Origin of the sequence: Massilia aquatica (genome assembly GCF_011682045.1) — a bacterium.
Taxonomy (GTDB): Bacteria; Pseudomonadota; Gammaproteobacteria; order Burkholderiales; family Burkholderiaceae_D; genus Telluria_A; species Telluria_A aquatica.
Map to the genome: position 1 here is coordinate 117,991 of NZ_VVIW01000004.1, position 18,676 is coordinate 136,666.

At 64.4% G+C, this 18,676-nt stretch carries 15 protein-coding genes; 6 read left to right on the top strand and 9 right to left on the bottom strand.

Annotation, left to right across the window (positions count from 1 at the left end; translation table 11 throughout):
• The 3 genes from F1609_RS09070 to glpD all read right to left on the bottom strand — a co-directional run bounded on the left by F1609_RS09070 (position 1) and on the right by glpD (position 3,820).
• Positions 1-1,083, bottom strand: coding sequence for an ABC transporter ATP-binding protein (locus tag F1609_RS09070; protein ID WP_167076154.1), 1,083 nt, complete (start codon positions 1,081-1,083; stop codon positions 1-3).
• Positions 1,083-2,183 carry an ABC transporter ATP-binding protein gene (locus F1609_RS09075; RefSeq protein WP_167076155.1) on the bottom strand — a complete coding sequence of 367 codons (1,101 nt, stop codon included), beginning with the start codon at positions 2,181-2,183 and terminating at the stop codon, positions 1,083-1,085. Before F1609_RS09075 ends, F1609_RS09070 begins: the two co-directional genes overlap by 1 nt.
• A 110-nt stretch (positions 2,184-2,293) precedes the next feature.
• Complete coding sequence (gene glpD, locus F1609_RS09080) at positions 2,294-3,820, bottom strand: glycerol-3-phosphate dehydrogenase (protein WP_167076156.1); 1,527 nt, start codon at positions 3,818-3,820, stop codon at positions 2,294-2,296.
• A 144-nt stretch (positions 3,821-3,964) separates the two neighbouring features.
• Between glpD and F1609_RS09085 the strand changes: the two genes are divergently transcribed.
• The 3 genes from F1609_RS09085 (at position 3,965) to F1609_RS09095 (ending at position 6,248) form a co-directional block, all read left to right on the top strand.
• Positions 3,965-4,726, top strand: a complete 762-nt coding sequence (locus F1609_RS09085) for a DeoR/GlpR family DNA-binding transcription regulator (RefSeq protein ID WP_167076157.1) — start codon at positions 3,965-3,967, stop codon at positions 4,724-4,726.
• 83 nt (positions 4,727-4,809) lie between these two features.
• Complete coding sequence (locus tag F1609_RS09090) at positions 4,810-5,874, top strand: hypothetical protein (RefSeq protein WP_167076158.1); 1,065 nt, start codon at positions 4,810-4,812, stop codon at positions 5,872-5,874.
• Positions 5,875-6,044: 170 nt separating this feature from the next.
• Positions 6,045-6,248 carry a hypothetical protein gene (locus tag F1609_RS09095; protein WP_167076159.1) on the top strand — a complete coding sequence of 68 codons (204 nt, stop codon included), beginning with the start codon at positions 6,045-6,047 and terminating at the stop codon, positions 6,246-6,248.
• Here F1609_RS09095 and F1609_RS09100 read toward each other — a convergent pair.
• From F1609_RS09100 to F1609_RS09120, 5 genes are all read right to left on the bottom strand, one after another.
• On the bottom strand, positions 6,245-6,661 hold the full coding sequence (locus tag F1609_RS09100; RefSeq protein WP_167076160.1) for a gamma-butyrobetaine hydroxylase family protein: 417 nt from the start codon (positions 6,659-6,661) through the stop codon (positions 6,245-6,247). The genes F1609_RS09095 and F1609_RS09100 overlap by 4 nt on opposite strands.
• Positions 6,658-7,092, bottom strand: a complete 435-nt coding sequence (locus tag F1609_RS09105; protein WP_167076161.1) for an HIT family protein — start codon at positions 7,090-7,092, stop codon at positions 6,658-6,660. The genes F1609_RS09100 and F1609_RS09105 overlap by 4 nt, the downstream gene beginning before the upstream one ends.
• A complete protein-coding gene (locus F1609_RS09110; RefSeq protein ID WP_167076162.1) occupies positions 7,089-11,117 on the bottom strand; it encodes a DUF3683 domain-containing protein in 4,029 nt (1,342 codons plus the stop codon). The genes F1609_RS09105 and F1609_RS09110 overlap by 4 nt, the downstream gene beginning before the upstream one ends.
• 219 nt (positions 11,118-11,336) lie before the next feature.
• Complete coding sequence (locus tag F1609_RS09115) at positions 11,337-12,101, bottom strand: LytR/AlgR family response regulator transcription factor (RefSeq protein WP_167076163.1); 765 nt, start codon at positions 12,099-12,101, stop codon at positions 11,337-11,339.
• Positions 12,098-13,288: a sensor histidine kinase gene (locus F1609_RS09120; protein WP_229421763.1), complete on the bottom strand. Its 1,191-nt coding sequence runs from the start codon at positions 13,286-13,288 to the stop codon at positions 12,098-12,100. Before F1609_RS09120 ends, F1609_RS09115 begins: the two co-directional genes overlap by 4 nt.
• Positions 13,289-13,374: 86 nt before the next feature.
• Here F1609_RS09120 and F1609_RS09125 point away from each other — a divergent pair, with 86 nt between their 5' ends.
• Positions 13,375-15,504 carry a TonB-dependent receptor plug domain-containing protein gene (locus F1609_RS09125; RefSeq protein ID WP_167076164.1) on the top strand — a complete coding sequence of 710 codons (2,130 nt, stop codon included), beginning with the start codon at positions 13,375-13,377 and terminating at the stop codon, positions 15,502-15,504.
• 3 nt (positions 15,505-15,507) lie between these two features.
• Here the strand turns inward: F1609_RS09125 and F1609_RS09130 are convergent, their stop codons facing one another.
• Positions 15,508-16,020, bottom strand: coding sequence for a YqaA family protein (locus tag F1609_RS09130; protein WP_167076165.1), 513 nt, complete (start codon positions 16,018-16,020; stop codon positions 15,508-15,510).
• A gap of 193 nt (positions 16,021-16,213) precedes the next feature.
• On the opposite strand from F1609_RS09130, the gene ilvA reads away from it, so the two are divergent.
• Both ilvA and queF read left to right on the top strand, forming a co-directional pair.
• Complete coding sequence (gene ilvA / locus F1609_RS09135) at positions 16,214-17,749, top strand: threonine ammonia-lyase, biosynthetic (protein ID WP_167076415.1); 1,536 nt, start codon at positions 16,214-16,216, stop codon at positions 17,747-17,749.
• A 95-nt stretch (positions 17,750-17,844) separates the two neighbouring features.
• Positions 17,845-18,675 carry an NADPH-dependent 7-cyano-7-deazaguanine reductase QueF gene (gene queF, locus F1609_RS09140; RefSeq protein ID WP_167076166.1) on the top strand — a complete coding sequence of 277 codons (831 nt, stop codon included), beginning with the start codon at positions 17,845-17,847 and terminating at the stop codon, positions 18,673-18,675.
• The last annotated feature ends 1 nt before the right edge of the window (position 18,676 follow it).

The following is an 18,676-nucleotide window of genomic DNA, read 5'->3' on the forward strand; positions in this document are numbered from 1 at the left end:
TCAGGCCACCCGCTTGTCGTTGACGTAGTAAAGAGTGCGCTCGGGCGGAAAGCGCAGCCACACCGCTTCGCCGGCGCGTGCCGGCGCGCTGCGCAGCTTGGCCGTCACGGTGTGACCGCCCACGGCAAAATCGGCCATGAAGTGCGTGCCCATGTTGCGCACGCTGGCCACCGTGGCGGCCACGGTGTCGCTGGTCTGGGCGGGGGCGCATTCGACGAATTCCGGACGGATGCCGATGGTAACGCTGGCGCCGCCGGCCAGCGCGCTTTGTGCCTTGGCCGGCAGCGCAATGCCGTCCGCGCCAGGGTAGGCGCGGCCGTCGCGCACCGGGCAGGCCAGCAGGTTCATGCCGGGGTTGCCGATGAAGTAGCCCACGAACGTGTGCGCCGGCTCCTCGAACAGTTCCTGCGCGCTGCCGGTCTGCACCACTTCGCCCTGGGTCATCACGACCACCTTGTCGGCAAAGGTCAGCGCTTCGACCTGGTCGTGGGTGACGTAGATCAGCGAGAGTTTGAGTTCGTGATGGATTTCCTTGAGCTTGCGGCGCAAGAGCCATTTGAGGTGCGGGTCGATCACCGTGAGCGGCTCGTCGAACAGCACTGCGGCGACGTCCGGCCGCACCAGGCCGCGCCCGAGCGAGATCTTTTGCTTGGCGTCGACCGCCAGGCCGCTGGCGCGCTGTTTCAGGTCGCTTGAGAGTTCCAGCATGCCTGCGATGTGTTCGACCCGCTTGCGCACTTCGGCCTCTTTCCAGCCCCGGTTACGCAGCGGGAAAGCCAGGTTGTCGAACACCGTCATGGTGTCGTAGATGACGGGGAACTGGAACACCTGCGCGATGTTGCGCGCTTCGGGCGGCAGGTCGGTGACATCCTTGCCGTCGAAAATCACCCTTCCGTGCGACGGGCGCACCAGGCCCGAGATGATGTTGAGCAGCGTGGTCTTGCCGCAGCCGGAGGGGCCGAGCAGCGCGTAGGCGCCGCCGTCGTCCCAGGTCAGGTTCATGGGGCGCAGGGCGTAGTCTTCAGGCTTCTGCGGATTCGGTTTGTAGGCATGCGCCAGGTCGGGCAGTTCGATGCGGGCCATTACACTGCCTCCTGGATCTGCGGTGGCGCAAACAGCAAGGCGCCACCGGGGGCGAACACGAACAAGTCGTCCGGACGCAGGTATACGGTGCACGGCACGCCAAGGTCGAGGTTATGCACTCCGGTCAGTTGCGCCACCAGCCCGATCGGGCCGCGTTGCAAGTGGACGTAGGTTTCCGAGCCGCTGATTTCGGCCAGTTCGACCTGGCACTGGATCGGAAAATCGTCGGCGTGCAAAGGTGCCAGGCGCAGGCTGTGGGCGCGCAGGCCGAGCACCACCTCACCATGCTGCGCGGCCTGGCGGCGCTGGGATTCGTTGAGGGGAATCGCCAGGTCGCCGGCTACGCGGGCCATGCCGTCAGCGCCGACGCTGGCGGTGACCAGGTTGATCGGCGGGTCGCTGAAGGTGCGCGCGCTCTGCACCGAATTGGGTGCGTTGAACACATCGAGCGTGGCGCCATGCTGGAGCAGGCGTCCTTCGTGCAGCAGCACCGTGTGGCCGCCCAGCTGCAAGGCTTCGAGCGGTTCGGTGGTGGCGTAGACGACGGTGGTTTTACCTTCCGCGAACAGGGCGCCGAGCTCCTTGCGCAGTTCCTCGCGCAGCTTGTAATCAAGGTTGACCAGCGGCTCGTCGAGCAGCAGCAGGGCCGATTCCTTGATCAGCGCGCGCGCCAGCGCGGTACGCTGCTGCTGGCCGCCCGAGAGCTGCGCCGGCAGCTTGTCGAGGTGCGCCGAGATATGCAGGCGCTCGGCCATGCTGGTGACGCGGGTGCGGATCTCGGCCTCGGGCACGCGCTTGATGCGCAGCGGCGAAGCGATGTTCTCGAATATCGTAAACGATGGGTAGTTGATGAACTGCTGGTACACCATCGCCAGGTCGCGCTGGCGCACCGGCAGGCCGGTCACGTCCTTGCCGCCGGCGATCACCTTGCCGTGCGTGGGCCGGTCCAGGCCCGCCATGACCCGCATCAGCGAGGTCTTGCCGGCCTGCGTGGTGCCCAGCAGGACGTTGATGGTACCGGGTACCAGTTCGAGCGACATCGGGTACAGGTGATCCTGCGCCCCATACTTCGTGCTCACGTTTTCCAATGACAGCTGCATTTCGTCTCCTGTTGTCGGGGCCTCGACCAACCTGCTGCGCGGTTTTTCGAGGCCTCTTTTCTTGTCTTTTACTGCATCCCTGTAGCGGGATTTGCTTGTATCTGCTTGTTCTATTTTCGGAATTCGGTGATCCAGGCATCGACGGCAATGGCGGCATCGGCGGGCAGGTGCAAGCCCAGTTTGGAACGGCGCCACAGCATGTCGGTTGCCGTGGTGGCCCATTCATGATCGATCCAGTACACCGCCTCGGCTTCATACAGGCCGGGCACGATCTGCGCACCCATGGCGGCGACGCTGCTGCGCTGGTCGATCACCAGGTGGATGCGGGTGCCGTAGGCGCGCGCGTAGCGTGCCACCAGCGGCGCCGGCAGCCATGCGTACTGCTTCTGCAAGCCGGCCACGAAACGGTCGAATTCGAGCACGCTGCGGTTGTCCGGCAGCGGGCCGTGCACGTCGCCGCCGGGCAGGCAGGCGTTGACCGTCCATGGCCCGTGGCTGTTGCCCAGCTTGGGTGCGATCAGGTCGACGGCTTGCTCGGCCAGTTTGCGGAAGGTCGTGATCTTGCCGCCAAAGATGGAGAGCATCGGCGCGCCCTTGTCATCGAGCTCGAAGGTGTAGTCGCGGGTGACGTCGGAGGCGTCGCTCGACTCGTCGTCGAGCAGCGGGCGTACGCCGGAGTAGCTCCACACCACATCTGCCGGCGTGATCGGATTGCTGAAGTAACGGCTCGACAGCGCGCACAGGTAGTCGATTTCGGCCTGGTCGATTTCGACCTTGCCGGCGTCGCCATGGTATTCGAGGTCGGTGGTGCCGATCAGGGTGAAGTCCTGCTCGTACGGAATGGCGAACACCACGCGCCCGTCCGGGTGCTGGAAGATGTAGGCGTAGGGATGGTCGTACAGGCGCCGCACCACGATATGGCTGCCTTTGATCAGGCGCACCGATTTGTCGGCCGGCCCCGGATTGGTCCCCTGCAAAAAGCGCGAGGCCCATGGTCCAGCGGCGTTGACGATGCAGCGCGCGCTGACATCCATGGCCGATCCGTCGGCGCGCCGCAGACGCGCTTCCCAGCGCTCGCCCTGGCGCCGCGCCGACTCGCAGGCGGTGCGGGTAAACACGTGCGCGCCTTTGCTGGCGGCGTCGATCGCGTTGAGCACCACTAGGCGCGCATCGTCGACCCAGCCGTCTGAATACACGAAGCCGCGCGTAAAGTCCGATTTAAGCGGCGCGCCGGCCGCATGGCGGCGCAGGTCGATGCCTTCGGATCCGGGCAGCAGTTCGCGCCGCGCCAGGTGATCGTACAGGAACAGGCCGGCGCGAATCATCCAGGCCGGGCGCTGGCCCTTGTCGACCGGGGTGACGAAGCGCATCGGCCACATGATGTGCGGGGCGGCGCGCAGCAGCACTTCGCGTTCGATCAGCGCCTTGCGCACCAGGCCGAATTCGTACTGCTCCAGATAACGCAGGCCGCCGTGAATCAGCTTGGTGGCCGCCGACGAGGTGTGCGAGGCCAGGTCGTCCTTCTCGCACAGGACCACGGACAGGCCGCGCCCGGCCGCGTCGCGGGCGATGCCAGCGCCATTGACGCCGCCGCCGACCACCAGTACATCACACGCAATATTGCCCGCCTTGTCCATGCCGCTCTCGCTTCAATTGGGGATGTTGGAACCACTGCAAAGATAAACAATACGACAAGAACGAAAAAAATGAAACAACAATTTAGGTGTTTGTTTTCGTTTTAGTTCGTTTGTGATAAATTTGGCGCTTTTACAGGAGCCCACATGACGCTCAATCCACGCCAGCGCCGTATTCTCGACGCCGTGCGCCAGCAGGTGACGGTGTCGCTCGAAGCGCTCGCGCAGCAGCTGGAAGTAACGCCCCAAACCGTGCGGCGCGATGTCAAGCTGATGGAAGAAGCGGGCCTCTTGGCGCGCTACCACGGCGGCGTGGGCCTGCCCTCGTCGGTCCAGAACATCGACTACAGCGCCCGCCAGGTGCTCAACGTGGACGCCAAGCGCCGCATCGCCAGCGCGGTCGCCGCGCAGGTGCCCTCGCACTGTTCGCTGTTGATCAACATCGGCACCACCACCGAAGAAGTGGCGCGCGCGCTGGTGCATCACCAAGGACTGCACGTGGTCACCAACAACCTCAATGTGGCGGCCATCCTGTGCGACAGCCCGGGTTGCGAAGTGATCCTGGCCGGCGGCGTGGTGCGCGGGCGCGATCGCGGCATCGTCGGCGAAACCACCATCGATTTTATCCGCCAGTTCAAGGTCGATATCGGCATCATCGGCATTTCGAGCATCGAGCCCGATGGCACCCTGCGCGACTTCGACCCGCGCGAGGTCAAGGTGGCGCAGGCCATCATCGAACAGTCGCGCGCCGTGTGGCTGGTGGCCGACCACGACAAATTCGGCCGCCAGGCCCTGATGCGCATGGCCCACGCCTCGCAGATCGACGTGCTGTTCACCGACGCCAAACCGCCCGAGGCACTGGCCCGGGTACTGCGCGAGGCCAAGGTTAATGTTGTAATTGCGCAATAATTGACCTGGGCGCTGGGCCGCTGGCGGTTTTTGGGGGATGATTGGTGTTACCCTGTCTCCCCCTGTTTTGTTAGCGAATGAGCATGTTCACTTTTCTGATGATTATTGCGGTGCTTGCGATCGTGGCGGGCGCCGGAGCGGCTGCTTACTTCTACCTGCAGCGCAGTCAAGTGAGCAGGCTGGCGGGCGACTTCAAGCTGTACGCGCCGTACCTGATTGAGCAAACGGCGCGCGTGCGCCTGCGCGTGCAGCCGCTGGGACGTGAATACATCGGCGAAGAAGATGCCGCCGCCTACGCCGAGATGAAAAAACTCTGGTCGGGCATGACCAAGCACCGCATGAAACTGATCGGCACTTTTGCTTCCGATGAAAACCAGCGCGTATATATCATCGGCCAGCACCCGGACAACAAGATCGTCGGCCTGGTGGGACTGCAGCGCGGCATGCGCCCGTTCGTCGAATTCTTCAAGCTCTCGGGCAGCGGCACGGTGGGGGTGCTGAGCGGCGCGCCGGGCGCGCGCGCCATGCGCCTGGCCACCCTGACGGTCGAACCGAAGCACAATCCGGCGTGGCGTTCGGCGGTCGAAGCGTTTGCCTCCACCGCGGAAGGGCGCTCGCTCGACGTCAACAACCTGATCGTGCTGTTCGAGCGCGTGCACTCGGCGCGCATGGATCACCAGCTCAAGGCTGCGCCGACCCTCGCCGAAATCAAGTCGCACGCCGCCGCGCAGGGCGCCGCCGATACCCTGCACGGCCAGCAGCTCGACCACGCACTGGAGATCAACCAGGTGGCCTGGCGCGACGCCGTGCAGGTGGCACTGCTCGATAACACCAGGCGCAAGCTGAAACTGACCGTCGACACCTGGTCGAAGCTGGAGGCGCAACTGATCGTCATCCACGCGGGCATGCATGTCGACGACGTCATCGCCAAGCTGGCGGAGTATCCGATGGTCGATGCGCTGGGCGTGCAGCTCAAGGCGCAGGAACTCGGGCCGCTGGAGATCTTCAAGCAGATCAATGAGCAGCTGGCGCCGGCGGACCGGCGCCGCCTGGTGGTCGAATTGACTTCCCCGGTGCCCGCCGCGATCTACGCCCGTGCCGGCGCGATGCAGTCGGCCGGCGTGCCGGCGCAGGCGATGGCGGCGTAATCTGTTCTACCCGGAGAAGCTGCTCCCGAAGCCGGCCAGGTAAGTGATATGTCTTGACAAGCCATCGGGATCAACCGAGACTGCAATTGCAAGAAAAAGATCAACGCTCGGCCGGTTGGCCAGGTAATCGCTCTTGTCGTTCGGGACACCCATTCAAGCAGAGGAACACGATGCGCATATCAGTTACCAGGCTAAATCTGTTTTCGGCGGCCGTGTGGAGCTTTTGCGGGCTGGTCCAACAGGCCACGCCGGGCGCCGATCAGTCGACGGTGAGTTTTTCGCTGGCGCTGACCTTCATGTGCCTGGCGATTGCCGGCCACGCGCACAAGGCGCGCCAGGACACCGCCAGGATTGTGCCAGGCGGGCGCCCTTAGTGAGCGTGTCCGCAGCCCTTGTGCCCGGTTTGCGCGCCAGGTAGTTCGGCCCCCGGCTCGCGTCCCGCATCGCCTTCAAAACCGGCGGCATGCAGGCGCGCCATGTAGTCGGCCCACAGGCTGGCCTGCTCGCTGCCGAGCTTGTACAGATAATCCCACGAGAACAAACCGGTGTTGTGGCCGTCCGAGAAGGTCGGCTGCACCGCGTAGTTCCCCACCGGTTCGAGCGCCGTCACGCCCACATTGCGCTTGCCCAGCTGGAGCACTTCCTGCCCCTGGCCGTGGCCGCGCACTTCGGCCGACGGCGAGTACACGCGCAGGAGTTCGAACGGAATCGAAAAACTGCTGCCGTCGTCAAACGAGATATCGAGCACACGCGATTTTTGGTGGACGGTCAGTGCGGTCGGGTTCATGCTGTTTTTTCCATGCGGCGGACGATGTCGCCCGCCAGTTTCGGCAGCAGCGCGCGGCGCTCCGCCAGGGTTGCTTCGTCGGTTGCGCGTACCGCCACCGTCCACACAGGATTGGGAAAGTGCGCATCGTCGGCGTAGCGTGGAATCACGTGCCAGTGCAGGTGCGGCGTCATATTGCCAAGGCTGGCGACGTTGATTTTCGCCGGCTTCAAGACATCGCGCTGTGCCAGTTCCACATGCCAGACCGCGTCCATGAACAGCGCGCGGTCGCCCGGCGCCAGGTCGGTCATCTCTTTCACGTGATCGTTCCAGATCACGCGGCAAAAGCCCGGATAGGCAGCGTCATCGACCAGGATGACCGACAGCTTGTCGTCATGCCAGATCGGTTCGACCGCCAGTTGGCACAGTTCGCAAGTGTTGACCGCACTCATACCAACACCCTTTCGATGCCGCCGCTGTTGGCGCGGGCCACGTATTCGGGCAGCCAGTTCTCGCCCAGCTTGTGGCGCGCCATTTCGACCACGATGTAGTCGGCGGTGGTGCCGGCATCGTCGTTGTAGCGCGACAGCCCTTGCAGGCACGATGGGCAGCTGGTCAGGATCTTGACGTCGCCGGTGAAACCATCGGCGCGCAGCTTGTCGGCGCCCTTCTCCATCTCGCCTTCCTTGCGGAAGCGCACCTGGGTGGCGATGTCGGGACGCGACACGCCGAAGGTGCCGGACTCGCCGCAGCAGCGGTCGTTCTTTTCGATCTTGACGTTGTCCACCGTCGACACCAGCGCATTGACCGTCTTGACCGAATCCTGCAGCTTCATCGGATTGTGGCAAGGCTCATGGTACATGTAGCGCGTGCCGGACACGCCCTCTAACTTCATGTCCTTTTCGAGCAGGTACTCGTGAATGTCCATGATGCGGCAGCCCGGGAAGATCTTGTCGAACTCGTAGGTCGCCAACTGGTCGTAGCAGGTGCCGCACGACACCAGCACGGTCTTGATGTCGAGATAATTGAGCGTGTTGGCCATGCGGTGGAACAGCACGCGGTTATCGGTCATCATCTTGTCGGCCTTGTCGTACTGGCCGGCGCCGCGCTGCGGATAGCCGCAGCACAGGTAACCGGGCGGCAGCACGGTTTGCACGCCCACTTCCCACAGCATGGCCTGCGTGGCCAGGCCCACTTGCGAGAACAGCCGCTCCGACCCGCAGCCGGGGAAGTAGAACACGGCTTCGGTATCGGCCGTGGTCACTTTGGGGTTGCGGATGATCGGGATGATCTTGTCGTCTTCGATGTCGAGCAGCGCGCGCGCTGTTTTCTTGGGCAGGTTGCCCGGCATTTTCTTGTTGATGAAGTGGATCACCTGCTCGCGCACGGGCGTCTTGCCGGTGGTCGGCAGCGGGGCGCGGGTCTGCTTCTTGGCGAATTTTTTCAGCACATTGTGGCCGAAGCGCTGCGCCTTGAAGCCCCAGCCGGCCATGACCTGGCGCGTGGCATTGATGGTCACCGGGTCCGTGGCGTTGAGGAAGAACATCGCCGCCGCATTGGCCGGGCGGAAGGTCTTCTTGTTCATCTTGCGCAGCAGGTTACGCATGTTCATCGACACGTCGCCGAAGTCGATGTTGACCGGGCATGGCGTGACGCACTTGTGGCACACCGTGCAGTGGTCGGCCACGTCTTCGAATTCTTCCCAGTGCTTGATCGAGACGCCGCGCCGGGTCTGTTCTTCGTACAAAAAGGCTTCGATCAGCGAGGACGTCGCCAAAATTTTGTCGCGCGGCGAATACAGCAGGTTCGCGCGCGGCACGTGGGTGGTGCACACCGGTTTGCATTTACCGCAGCGCAGGCAATCCTTGATGCTGTTGGCGATCTCGCCGATATCGCTCTGCTGCATGATCAGCGATTCGTGACCCATCAGGCCGAACGACGGCGTGTAGGCATTGCGCAGGTCGGCCCCGAACTCGGGCAGGTTGAGCAGCTTGCCCTTGTTGAAGCGCCCTTCCGGATCGATGCGCAGCTTGTAGTCGCGGAATTCGCCGATTTCGTCTTCGGTCAGGAATTCGAGCTTGGTGATGCCGATGCCATGCTCGCCCGAGATCACGCCGTCGAGCGAACGCGCCAGCTTCATGATGCGGCCCACGGCTTCGTGCGCATCCTGCAGCATGTCGTAGTCGTCGGAGTTGACCGGCAGGTTGGTGTGCACGTTGCCGTCGCCGGCGTGCATGTGCAGCGCGACGAACACGCGCGAACGCAGCACCTTCTGGTGGATCGCGGTCGACTCGTCGAGAATCAGTTTGTAGGCGGCGCCATTGAAGATCTGGCGCAGCTGCGCGCGGATCTCCTGCTTCCAGGTGATGCGCACGGTGCGGTCCTGGACCACGTCGAACAGGGTGGCGTCGGGCTGCTGCGCCAGGCGCTCGTCGAACACCACGTCCAGGCGGGCCAATCCGATGGCGCGCAGGGCGTCGCGCGCGCCGGCCAGCGGCTGGTCGAGTTGCGCCAGCAGCCAGGTCCAGCGCGCGTGCACGGCGCCGAGCAGTTCGTTCGCCTGCTGCACGCGGTCGCCCAGCATTTCTTCGTCGCCGATCGACTCGCCCGAGGCGTCGTCGCTTTTACCGACCGGCAGGTTACCGCTGGCGAAAAAGGCGCGCAGTTCGTCGGTCAGTTGCAGCTTGTTCTTGATCGACAGTTCGATGTTGATTCGCTCGATGCCGTCGGTGTATTCGCCCATGCGGTTAAGCGGAATGACCACGTCTTCGTTGATCTTGAAGGCGTTGGTGTGGCGCGCAATGGCGGCGGTGCGGGCGCGGTCGAGCCAGAACTTCTTGCGCGCTTCCGGGCTGACCGCGACAAAGCCTTCGCCCACGCGGGTGTTCGCGATACGCACCACTTCCGAAGCGGCTTGCGCCACCGCGTTTTCGTCGTCGCCGACGATGTCGCCGAACAGCGCCATTTTCGGCAGCACGCCGCGCTTCGATTTGGTGGTATAGCCGACCGCGCGCAGATAGCGCTCGTCCAGGTGCTCCAGGCCCGCCAGGCGGATGGTGGCGAACGAGGCGCCGCCCTTGGCCGGCAAGCCGTCGAGGTAATCCTTGATTTCGACGATCGATGGAATCGCATCGCGCGCCTGGCCGAAGAATTCGAGGCAGACGGTGCGCGCGTACTTCGGCATCTTGTGCAAGATCCAGCGCGCCGACGTGATCAGACCATCGCAGCCTTCTTTCTGGATGCCCGGCAGGCCGGAGAGGAATTTGTCGGTAACGTCCTTGCCCAGGCCTTCCTTGCGAAAGCGCTTGCCTTCGATGACCAGCATCTCGGTCTTGAACGGCGCGTCCTTCGCTTCGCCGCGCGCGTTCGGGTGGGTCCATTCGAGCTTGAAGGTGGCGGTCGGCGCGTCGTGGATCTTCGACAGGTTGTGGCCGATGCGCGTCACTTCCAGCCAGTCGCCGTTCGGGTCGACCATCTTCCACGAGGCCAGGTTGTCGAGCGCGGTGCCCCACAACACAGCCTTCTTGCCGCCGGCGTTCATGGCGACGTTGCCGCCGATGCAGGACGCTTCCGCCGATGTCGGGTCGACCGCGAACACGAAGCCGGCCTTTTCGGCGGCGTCGGACACGCGCTTGGTGACCACGCCGGCGCCCGAGTGGATGGTCGCGTATTCGTGGTCCACGCCGGGCAGCATGGTCATTTCGACCTCGCCCAGGGTGACCAGTTTTTCGGTGTTGATCACGGCCGACATGGGCGTGAGCGGAATGGCGCCGCCGGTGTAGCCGGTTCCTCCGCCGCGCGGAATGATGGTGAGGCCCAGTTCGATGCAGCCCTTGACCAGGCCCGCCATTTCATCTTCGGTGTCGGGCGTGAGCACAACGAACGGGTATTCGACGCGCCAGTCGGTGGCGTCGGTCACGTGGGCGACGCGCTTCATGCCGTCGAAGCAGATGTTGTGCTTTTCGGTGTAGCGGCCCAGCACCTTGGTGGTGCGCTTGCGCAGGTCCCAGGTCTGGCGGAATTCGTTGCCGAAGTCTTCGACCGCTTTCGACGCCGCCCTGAGCAGCTTTTCCACGTTGGCGCTGCGCGCGCGCGCCACTTCGTAGGCGGCGGGGTCGCCACCGTCCTCCTCGAAGCCGGCGCGGCGTTTTTCGACTTCGGCCAGGCGGTGATGCAGCGCGTCGATCAGTTCCTGGCGCCGTTTCGGGTTGTCCAGCATGTCGTCCTGCAGGTACGGATTGCGCCGCACCACCCAGATATCGCCCAGCACTTCGTACAGCATGCGCGCCGAGCGGCCGGTCTGGCGCGACGCGCGCAATTCGTCGAGCAGCTCCCAGGACGACTCGCCCAGCAGGCGGATCACGATTTCGCGGTCCGAAAACGAGGTGTAGTTATAGGGGATTTCGCGCAGGCGGGTCGCGGCGTGACCGTTTGGCGTTTCGGCCAGGAGTGCTTGGATTTGTGCGGGGGCGTTCATGTATTGGTGGACTATGTGGACTGACCCTAAGGGAGTTCATTCTAGCGTATTGCGCTGCACCACGCAGGAACCCCCATCGCTTTTGCATAGGAGAGCGGGGGAATGTGCACAAACAAAACGATGGCAATGTGAGAAATTGACAATATTTTTAAGATTCAGATCAGCCTTCTGACGATCAAAGTTCAGACAATTCGTTAATTTCCAATATGAAATACTGAATCAGCACTCGCCCATCGCCTTGCGCAGCGCGTCAACATAGCGCTCGCTGACGGGGACCCGGGCGCCGGAGCGCAGGGTCAGGCGATACGCGCCGTCGCCCACCACTTCCAGGTTGGCGGCCTGGCCGATGCGCACCACGGCGCTGCGGTGCACGCGCAAAAAGCAGGCCGGGTCGAGATGGCGCAGCAGGCGGCTCAGGGGCAGCCGGTGCATCACGCTGCGCGTGGCCAGGTGCAGATTGATGTAATTACCGCAGGTTTCGATCCAGTCGATGTCGGCCAGCTGGATGCACTCGATGCGGCCGACCGAGCGCACGCTGACCTGCCGCCAGTACTGGTCCGGGGCGCCGGGGTCGGCCCAGGCGCGCAGGGCGGCGCCGTAGGCCGGCCGCTGGCGCAGGTCGAGCATCGCTTCGGCGCGCGCCAGCGCCGTGGCGAGGCGCGCGTCGTGCACGGGCTTGAGCAGGTAATCGAGGGCGTGCACCTCGAAGGCGTCGAGCGCAAAGGCGTTGTGCGCGGTGACGAAAATGACCAGCGGCGGCGTGGCCATGGCAGCCAGCGCGCGCGCCAGCACCAGGCCGGAGTCGCCCGGCATCTGGATGTCGAGGAAGACCACGTCGACATCCTGCGCGGCGATGAACGCCTGGGCCGCGGCCGCGCTGGCGCACTCGCCGGCCACCTGCCAGCGCGGATGCTCGGCCAGGGCGTAGCGCAGGTTGATGCGGCCCGGTGCTTCGTCGTCGACGATCAGTGCGCGCACCGTCATGGTTCTGGCGTGTGCAGCGGCATGTGGATATCGACTACAAAGCGCCCGTCGTGCAGGCCGATTTGCAGCACGGCGCTATCGCCATAGGCCAGGTGCAGGCGTTCACGCACGTGGCGCAGGCCAAGGCCAAGGCCGGGATTGGCCGAGCGCACGTCGCTGGCGGGATTGGACACATGGATCGCCAGGCTGTCGGCATCGGCCGCAAAGACGACGCGGATGTCGCTCGGACGGTCGTGGCAATCGAGGTCGTGGCGCAAGGCGTTTTCGATCAGCGGTTGCAGCAGCAGCGGCGGTATGTCGGCACCGAGCACGGACTCGCTGTCGCCGTCGATGCGCACGTTCAGGCGCGTGCCGTAGCGCAGGCGCTGCAAGGCCAGGTAGTCGTCCAGGAACTGGCGCTCCTCGCGCACGCTGACATGATCGCGCGCGCCCGCTTCCAGCGCGTAGCGCAGCAAAGCGCTCAGGTGATTGATGCCGTCCAGCGCCACCCGCTTGTCGTCGCAGCGCACCAGCGCACTGATGGCGTTGAGGGCGTTGAACAGGAAGTGCGGTTCGAGCTGGCCGCGCAGCGCCAGCAGGCGTTGCTGTTCGAGTTCGAGGCGCAGCGCGAGGTTGTCGCTCTGCGACTGCATCCAGGCCCGTTCCCGCAGGCGTCCCTCGCCCCAGCTGCAGGCGGCAATGATGGTGATGCAGGTAAAGCTGACCCACATCAGCGCCATGAACTGGCCGAATCCCGAGCGCGCCAGCGCGGCATCGAGCACCGCCGGCACACCGGTCAGCTGGCCCCTGTCGAGCAGGGCCAGCATGCCACCGTAGACCAGGTCAAGCGGCGTAAACACGGCAGCGATCAGCAGGTACACCCCCAGGATGCGCGGCACGCTGCCCAGCAGCGCCGGGCGCGAAGTGAACAAGGCGTAGCAGCCAGTGCTCATCGCCATCAACAACAGGTGCTCGCGCCACCAGAGCCAGAAGGTCTGCGCGTAGGGACGCGCGTAATCGGCGCGTTGCAGGCCGTCGTTATGATCGCCGGCCGCGCCGATGGCGCACAGCAGCGTCCAGATCGCGACAATCGCGAGGAAGGCCTTGAAAAGAGGGGCTTGCGCGGGGGGATTGGGTGCGGTGCTCATCGAAGCAAAGTATACCAGCGCCAGCGGGGCATTTTTCTGGCATGCTGCCGCCTTCGTCATCCAGTTCCGGCGACTCGTCACATACCGGTATTGCGCGGCTGGGCGAGCGGACACAATCGGCGCTCCTCTCAACCACGTGACCGTTCATGAAATCCTCTCTCGCTTTGTCCGCGCAGGCGCTCGCCCTGCTGTCTTGCTTCAGTCACGCCGCGCGCGCCCAGGATGCGGCCGGCACGATCGCCCAGGTCGAAGTGAACGGCGCGACCACCAAGGTCCGGCGCGACGACAGCGCCGCCCGCATCGTGGTCGGGCGCGACCAGATCGCGCAGTATGGCGACGCCTCGCTGTCGGCGGTGCTCAAGCGCCAGCCCGGCGTGTCGCTCACCGGAGGCGAGATCCGCATGCGCGGACTGGGCGCCGGATACACCCAGCTGCTGGTCAACGGCGACCCGGTGGCGGCAGGCTTTTCGATCGACAGCATCGCCCCGGCCATGATCGAGCGTATTGACATTTTACGCACCGCGACGGCGGAACTGGGAGCGCAGGCGATTGCCGGGACCATCAACGTGATCCTCAAGAAGGACAGTGCGCGCAGCCAGCGCGACATCAAGCTTGGAACGGGCCTGCTGGCGGGACGGGCCGACCCGTCGGCGTCGCTGCAGTGGGGCGCGCGGTCCGGCGAACTGGCCTATTCGCTGGCGGCCGACATGACGCGCACCACCAGCGACAATACCTACATGACCTTCGAGACGCTAAACGACGCCCATGGCACGCCGCTGGCGCGGCGCGAGCTGCGCGAGTGGGTCTCGTATCGCAATACACGCCTGAACCTGACCCCGCGCCTGAACTGGACCCTGCCCGGCGGCGGCAGCCTGGCGTGGCAAACCTTCATCGACGTTTTCCGCAACTCCAACAACGGCAACGCGATCGAAACCACCGTGTCGGGCCGCAGCACCGAGTATCCGGTCAATGATTACCGTTCCCGCTTCGATACAAGGTCGGCGCGCAGCGACGTGACCCTGGTGCGCCCGGTCGGCGCCGACGGCAAGCTGACGGTCAAGGCGGGCCTGACCCACAACAAGCGCAAGACCGACTATCTGTTCCGTGGAGCGGGCGCCGGCGGCACCCTGGCGCGCAAGGTGCCGGCGGATGCGCTCGACAACAGCGCCATCTTCAGCGGCAAGTACCTGGCGCCGCTCGTTCCCGGCCACGATGCCGGCATCGGCTGGGAAGGCGGACGCACGCGGCGCTCCGAATCGCGGCGCCAGAATGACAGTACGGCCGCCGGCCAGTTCCTGTCGCAGCTCGACGAAGACTACAGCGCCGTGATCAAGCGCGTGGCGCTGTTCGCACAGGACGAATGGACCGTCTCGCCGCGCCTGCAGGCTTACCTGGGCCTGCGCTGGGAAGGGCTGCGCACCGCGACCGAAGGCCGCACGCTCGATGAAGTGAGCAGCAAGTCGTCGGTACTCAGCCCCATCACCCAGCTGCTGTGGAAGCTCGATGGCAAGGACCAGCTGCGCTTTTCGCTCTCGCGCACCTACAAGGCGCCGACGGTGCGCAACCTGGTGCCGCGCCGCTACACGGTCAACAACGCCAACGGGCCGACCAATCCGGACGTGCGCGGCAATCCGGCACTCAAGCCAGAACTGGCGTGGGGGATCGACACGGCCTACGAATCGTATTTCGGCAAGAGCGGCGTGGTCAGCGTGTCGGCCTATGCGCGCCGGATCGACGCGGTGACGGTGCAGACCCTGTACCAGGAAGACGGCGCCTGGATCTCCACGCCTTTTAACAACGGCAGGGCCAAGGTGGCCGGACTCGAATTCGACGCCCGCTTCCCGCTGCGCAGCGTGCTGCCGTCGGCGCCGGACATGGACCTGCGCGCCAACGCCGCGCGCAACTGGTCGCGCCTGGACGCGGTGCCGGGGCCCGACAACCGGCTGGGCGATCAGGCGCGCATCACGGCCAACATCGGCGTCGATGCGCGTATCGCAGCCGCCTACACGGTGGGGATGAACCTCAATTTACAGTATGGCGGGGCGACGCAAATGAGCCGCTACCTGCGCAGCGAGACGGGGCCGGTGCGCCTGTTTGATGTGTACGGGGTGTGGAAAATGGAGGCGAAGACGCAGCTGCGCCTGTCGGTGGCCAATGCGCTGCACCGTGACCGCCGGAGCGGCAGCGCGTATGCCGACGCCGACGGCAGCAACGCGCGCGCGGGGCGGGCGTCGGCGGCGGCGGTGCTGCGGATTGTGCTGGAAACGAGCTTGTAGGCCTCAGAACAGCATGTGCCAGACATGGTTGACCATGTCGGCCAGCTTCTTCCAGAAAGTGTCCGGCACATACAGCAGCGCGGCAGTCATGGTCAGGTAGCGCATGAATTTGCCGATCGCCATATAGCCAAGGCTCGGCCAGAACGGCAGATGCAGCCAGCCACCCAGTGTGCACAGCGGATCGCCAATGCCAGGCACCCACGACAGCAGCATGGTCTTGGCGCCATAGCGCGCCAGCCAGGCGAACCAGCGCGACTTGCGCTCTTTGGCAAACGCCACCTTGGCGCGGTAGCCGATGAAGTAGTCGAGCGCGCCCCCGAGCGTGTTGCCCAGGGTCGCCACCAGGATGGCCGGCCAGAACATGGCCGGATTGGCCTTGATGACGGCGAACACGGCCGGCTCGGACCCGAGCGGCACCAGCGTAGCGGACACGAACGCAATCACGAAGACCGAGCTGAGCCCGACTGCGGGAGCGGCCAGCAATTTGAGCAGCCAGAGGACAGCGGATTCGATCATGGAGACACTTTGATGACTGCTGAAGCCGTCCATTATAATGAGGAAAAATGATTGTACCGACACGATACGCCGAGACCGTCACCCGGAGACGCGTATCGCACTGCACGCCTCGGTCATCCGCCGACAACACAGTCCAGCGTCAACAGCATCGCGTTCCGGATTTTCCGGCCCAGAATCACTTTGTTTGCAGACTATGACTATCGACTACCTCAAGAAAATCCTGACCGCCCGCGTCTATGACGTCGCCACCGAAACGCCGCTCGAATTTGCGCCGATCCTGTCGCAGCGGATGGAGAACCGCATTTACTTCAAGCGCGAAGACATGCAGAGCGTGTTCAGTTTCAAGCTGCGGGGCGCGTACAACAAGATGGCCAACCTGGCGCCGGCGCAGCTCAAGCGCGGCGTGATCTGCGCCTCGGCCGGCAACCATGCCCAGGGCGTGGCGCTGTCGGCCGCCAAAGCCGGTTGCCGCGCGGTGATCGTGATGCCGACCACCACCCCGAGCGTGAAGGTCGATGCGGTCAAGGCCTTTGGCGGCGCCAACGTGGAAGTGATTTTGCACGGCGACTCGTACACCGACGCCTATAACTTTGCGCTCACGCTTGAAAAAGAACAGAAGCTCGCCTTCGTGCACCCGTTCGACGATCCGGACGTCATCGCCGGCCAGGGCACGGTGGGCATGGAGATCCTGCGCCAGCATTCGGGTCCGATCCATGCGATCTTTGTCGCCATCGGCGGCGGTGGCCTGATCGGCGGCATTGCCGCCTACGTGAAGCAGATCCGCCCGGACATCAAGATCATCGGCGTACAGTCGACCGATTCGGACGCGATGGCGCGCAGCCTGAAAGCGGGCGAGCGCGTGACCCTGCCCGACGTGGGCCTGTTCGCCGACGGCACCGCGGTGCGCCTGGTGGGCGAAGAGACCTTCCGCCTGGCGCAGCTGTATGTGGACGAGATCATCCTGGTCGATACCGATGCGATCTGCGCCGCGATCAAGGACGTGTTCCAGGATACGCGCTCGATTCTCGAGCCGTCCGGCGCGCTGGCGGTGGCCGGGGCCAAGGCGTATATCGAGCGTTCGGCGATGAGCAAGAACCCGGTGCGCAGCGAGACCCTGGTGGCGATTGCCTGCGGCGCCAACATGAACTTCGACCGCCTGCGCTTCGTGGCCGAACGCGCGGAACTGGGCGAAGCGCGCGAGGCGGTGTTCGCCGTGACCATTCCCGAGCAGCGCGGCAGCTTCAAGCGCTTCTGCGCGCTGATCGGGCCGCGCAATGTGACCGAGTTCAATTACCGGGTCAGCGATGCGACGCAGGCGCACGTGTTCGTGGGCGTGCAGATCGCCAGCCGCGGCGAGTCCGGCGTGCTGGCGCGCACCTTCGAGCAGAGCGACTTCAAGACCCTGGACCTGACGCACGATGAACTGGCCAAGCTGCACATCCGCCATTTGGTGGGTGGCAAGAGTGCGTTGGCCCATGACGAACTGCTGTATCGTTTCGAATTCCCCGAGCGTCCGGGCGCACTGATGCGCTTCCTGGACAGCATGGCGCCGAACTGGAATATCTCGCTGTTCCATTACCGTAATCAAGGCGGTGATGTGGGGCGCATTCTGGTGGGGTTGCAGGTGCCGGCGGAGGAAATGGAAGAATTCCGCCAGTTCCTCACCACGCTCGGATACCGGTATTGGGATGAGAGTGCCAATCCGGTATATAAGATGTTTTTGGGGTGATGCACGGCCAATCGTCGTGACAATGAGCCCCCGCACCACGCTCCGTCGTCCCCCCGCAGGCGGGGACGACGGTGGTTGAATTTAACTGAATATATATGACCAACACCGCCGATCTATCCCCCCTGGGCAAAACCTCCGCCTACCAGACCCAGTACGCGCCGGAATTGCTGTTTCTGATTCCGCGCCAGGGCAAACGCGATGAACTCCAGCTCACCGGCACCCTGCCCTTCTTCGGCGTCGACATCTGGAACGCCTACGAAATCTCCTGGCTGAACATGCGCGGCAAGCCGCAGGTGGCGATCGCCACGATCACGGTGCCGGCCGATTCGCCCAACATCGTCGAATCGAAATCCTTCAAGCTGTACCTCAATTCGTTCAACCAGACGCGCCTGTCCAACAGCGATGCCTTGCTGGCCCTGCTGCGTGAAGACCTGGCCGGCGGCTTCGGCGCGCCGGTCCACATCACCCTGACCGAACCGCACGACTTCGGCACCGTCAGGATGGGCGAACTCGATGGCATGCTGCTCGACCGCCTGGACGTCGAGATCGACAACTACTCGCCCTCGCCCGCGCTGCTGACCGCCGCCAAAGACGGCGCGCCGGTCGAAGAAAAACTGGTCTCGCACCTGCTCAAGTCGAACTGCCTGGTCACCGGCCAGCCCGACTGGGCCAGCGTGCAGATCCATTACGTCGGCCCGCAGATCGAACAGGGCGGCTTGCTGAAATACCTGATCGGCTTTCGCGAGCACAACGAATTCCACGAGCAATGTGTCGAACGCATTTTTACCGACATCCTGCGCGAGTGCGCACCGCAAAAACTGGCCGTTTACGCGCGCTACACGCGACGCGGCGGACTGGACATCAACCCGTGGCGCAGCAACTTCAGCTCGGGCCGCCCACCCAATCTGCGCACCGCGCGCCAGTGAG

What these genes read in the sequence shown, in the direction of transcription:
- F1609_RS09070 (WP_167076154.1), bottom strand. Translation starts at nt 1,083, where the DNA reads ATGGCCCGCATCGAACTGCCCGACCTGGCGCATGCCTACAAACCGAAT.
- F1609_RS09075 (WP_167076155.1), bottom strand. Translation starts at nt 2,183, where the DNA reads ATGCAGCTGTCATTGGAAAACGTGAGCACGAAGTATGGGGCGCAGGAT.
- glpD (WP_167076156.1), bottom strand. Translation starts at nt 3,820, where the DNA reads ATGGACAAGGCGGGCAATATTGCGTGTGATGTACTGGTGGTCGGCGGC.
- F1609_RS09085 (WP_167076157.1), top strand. Translation starts at nt 3,965, where the DNA reads ATGACGCTCAATCCACGCCAGCGCCGTATTCTCGACGCCGTGCGCCAG.
- F1609_RS09090 (WP_167076158.1), top strand. Translation starts at nt 4,810, where the DNA reads ATGTTCACTTTTCTGATGATTATTGCGGTGCTTGCGATCGTGGCGGGC.
- F1609_RS09095 (WP_167076159.1), top strand. Translation starts at nt 6,045, where the DNA reads ATGCGCATATCAGTTACCAGGCTAAATCTGTTTTCGGCGGCCGTGTGG.
- F1609_RS09100 (WP_167076160.1), bottom strand. Translation starts at nt 6,661, where the DNA reads ATGAACCCGACCGCACTGACCGTCCACCAAAAATCGCGTGTGCTCGAT.
- F1609_RS09105 (WP_167076161.1), bottom strand. Translation starts at nt 7,092, where the DNA reads ATGAGTGCGGTCAACACTTGCGAACTGTGCCAACTGGCGGTCGAACCG.
- F1609_RS09110 (WP_167076162.1), bottom strand. Translation starts at nt 11,117, where the DNA reads ATGAACGCCCCCGCACAAATCCAAGCACTCCTGGCCGAAACGCCAAAC.
- F1609_RS09115 (WP_167076163.1), bottom strand. Translation starts at nt 12,101, where the DNA reads ATGACGGTGCGCGCACTGATCGTCGACGACGAAGCACCGGGCCGCATC.
- F1609_RS09120 (WP_229421763.1), bottom strand. Translation starts at nt 13,288, where the DNA reads ATGACGAAGGCGGCAGCATGCCAGAAAAATGCCCCGCTGGCGCTGGTA.
- F1609_RS09125 (WP_167076164.1), top strand. Translation starts at nt 13,375, where the DNA reads ATGAAATCCTCTCTCGCTTTGTCCGCGCAGGCGCTCGCCCTGCTGTCT.
- F1609_RS09130 (WP_167076165.1), bottom strand. Translation starts at nt 16,020, where the DNA reads ATGATCGAATCCGCTGTCCTCTGGCTGCTCAAATTGCTGGCCGCTCCC.
- ilvA (WP_167076415.1), top strand. Translation starts at nt 16,214, where the DNA reads ATGACTATCGACTACCTCAAGAAAATCCTGACCGCCCGCGTCTATGAC.
- queF (WP_167076166.1), top strand. Translation starts at nt 17,845, where the DNA reads ATGACCAACACCGCCGATCTATCCCCCCTGGGCAAAACCTCCGCCTAC.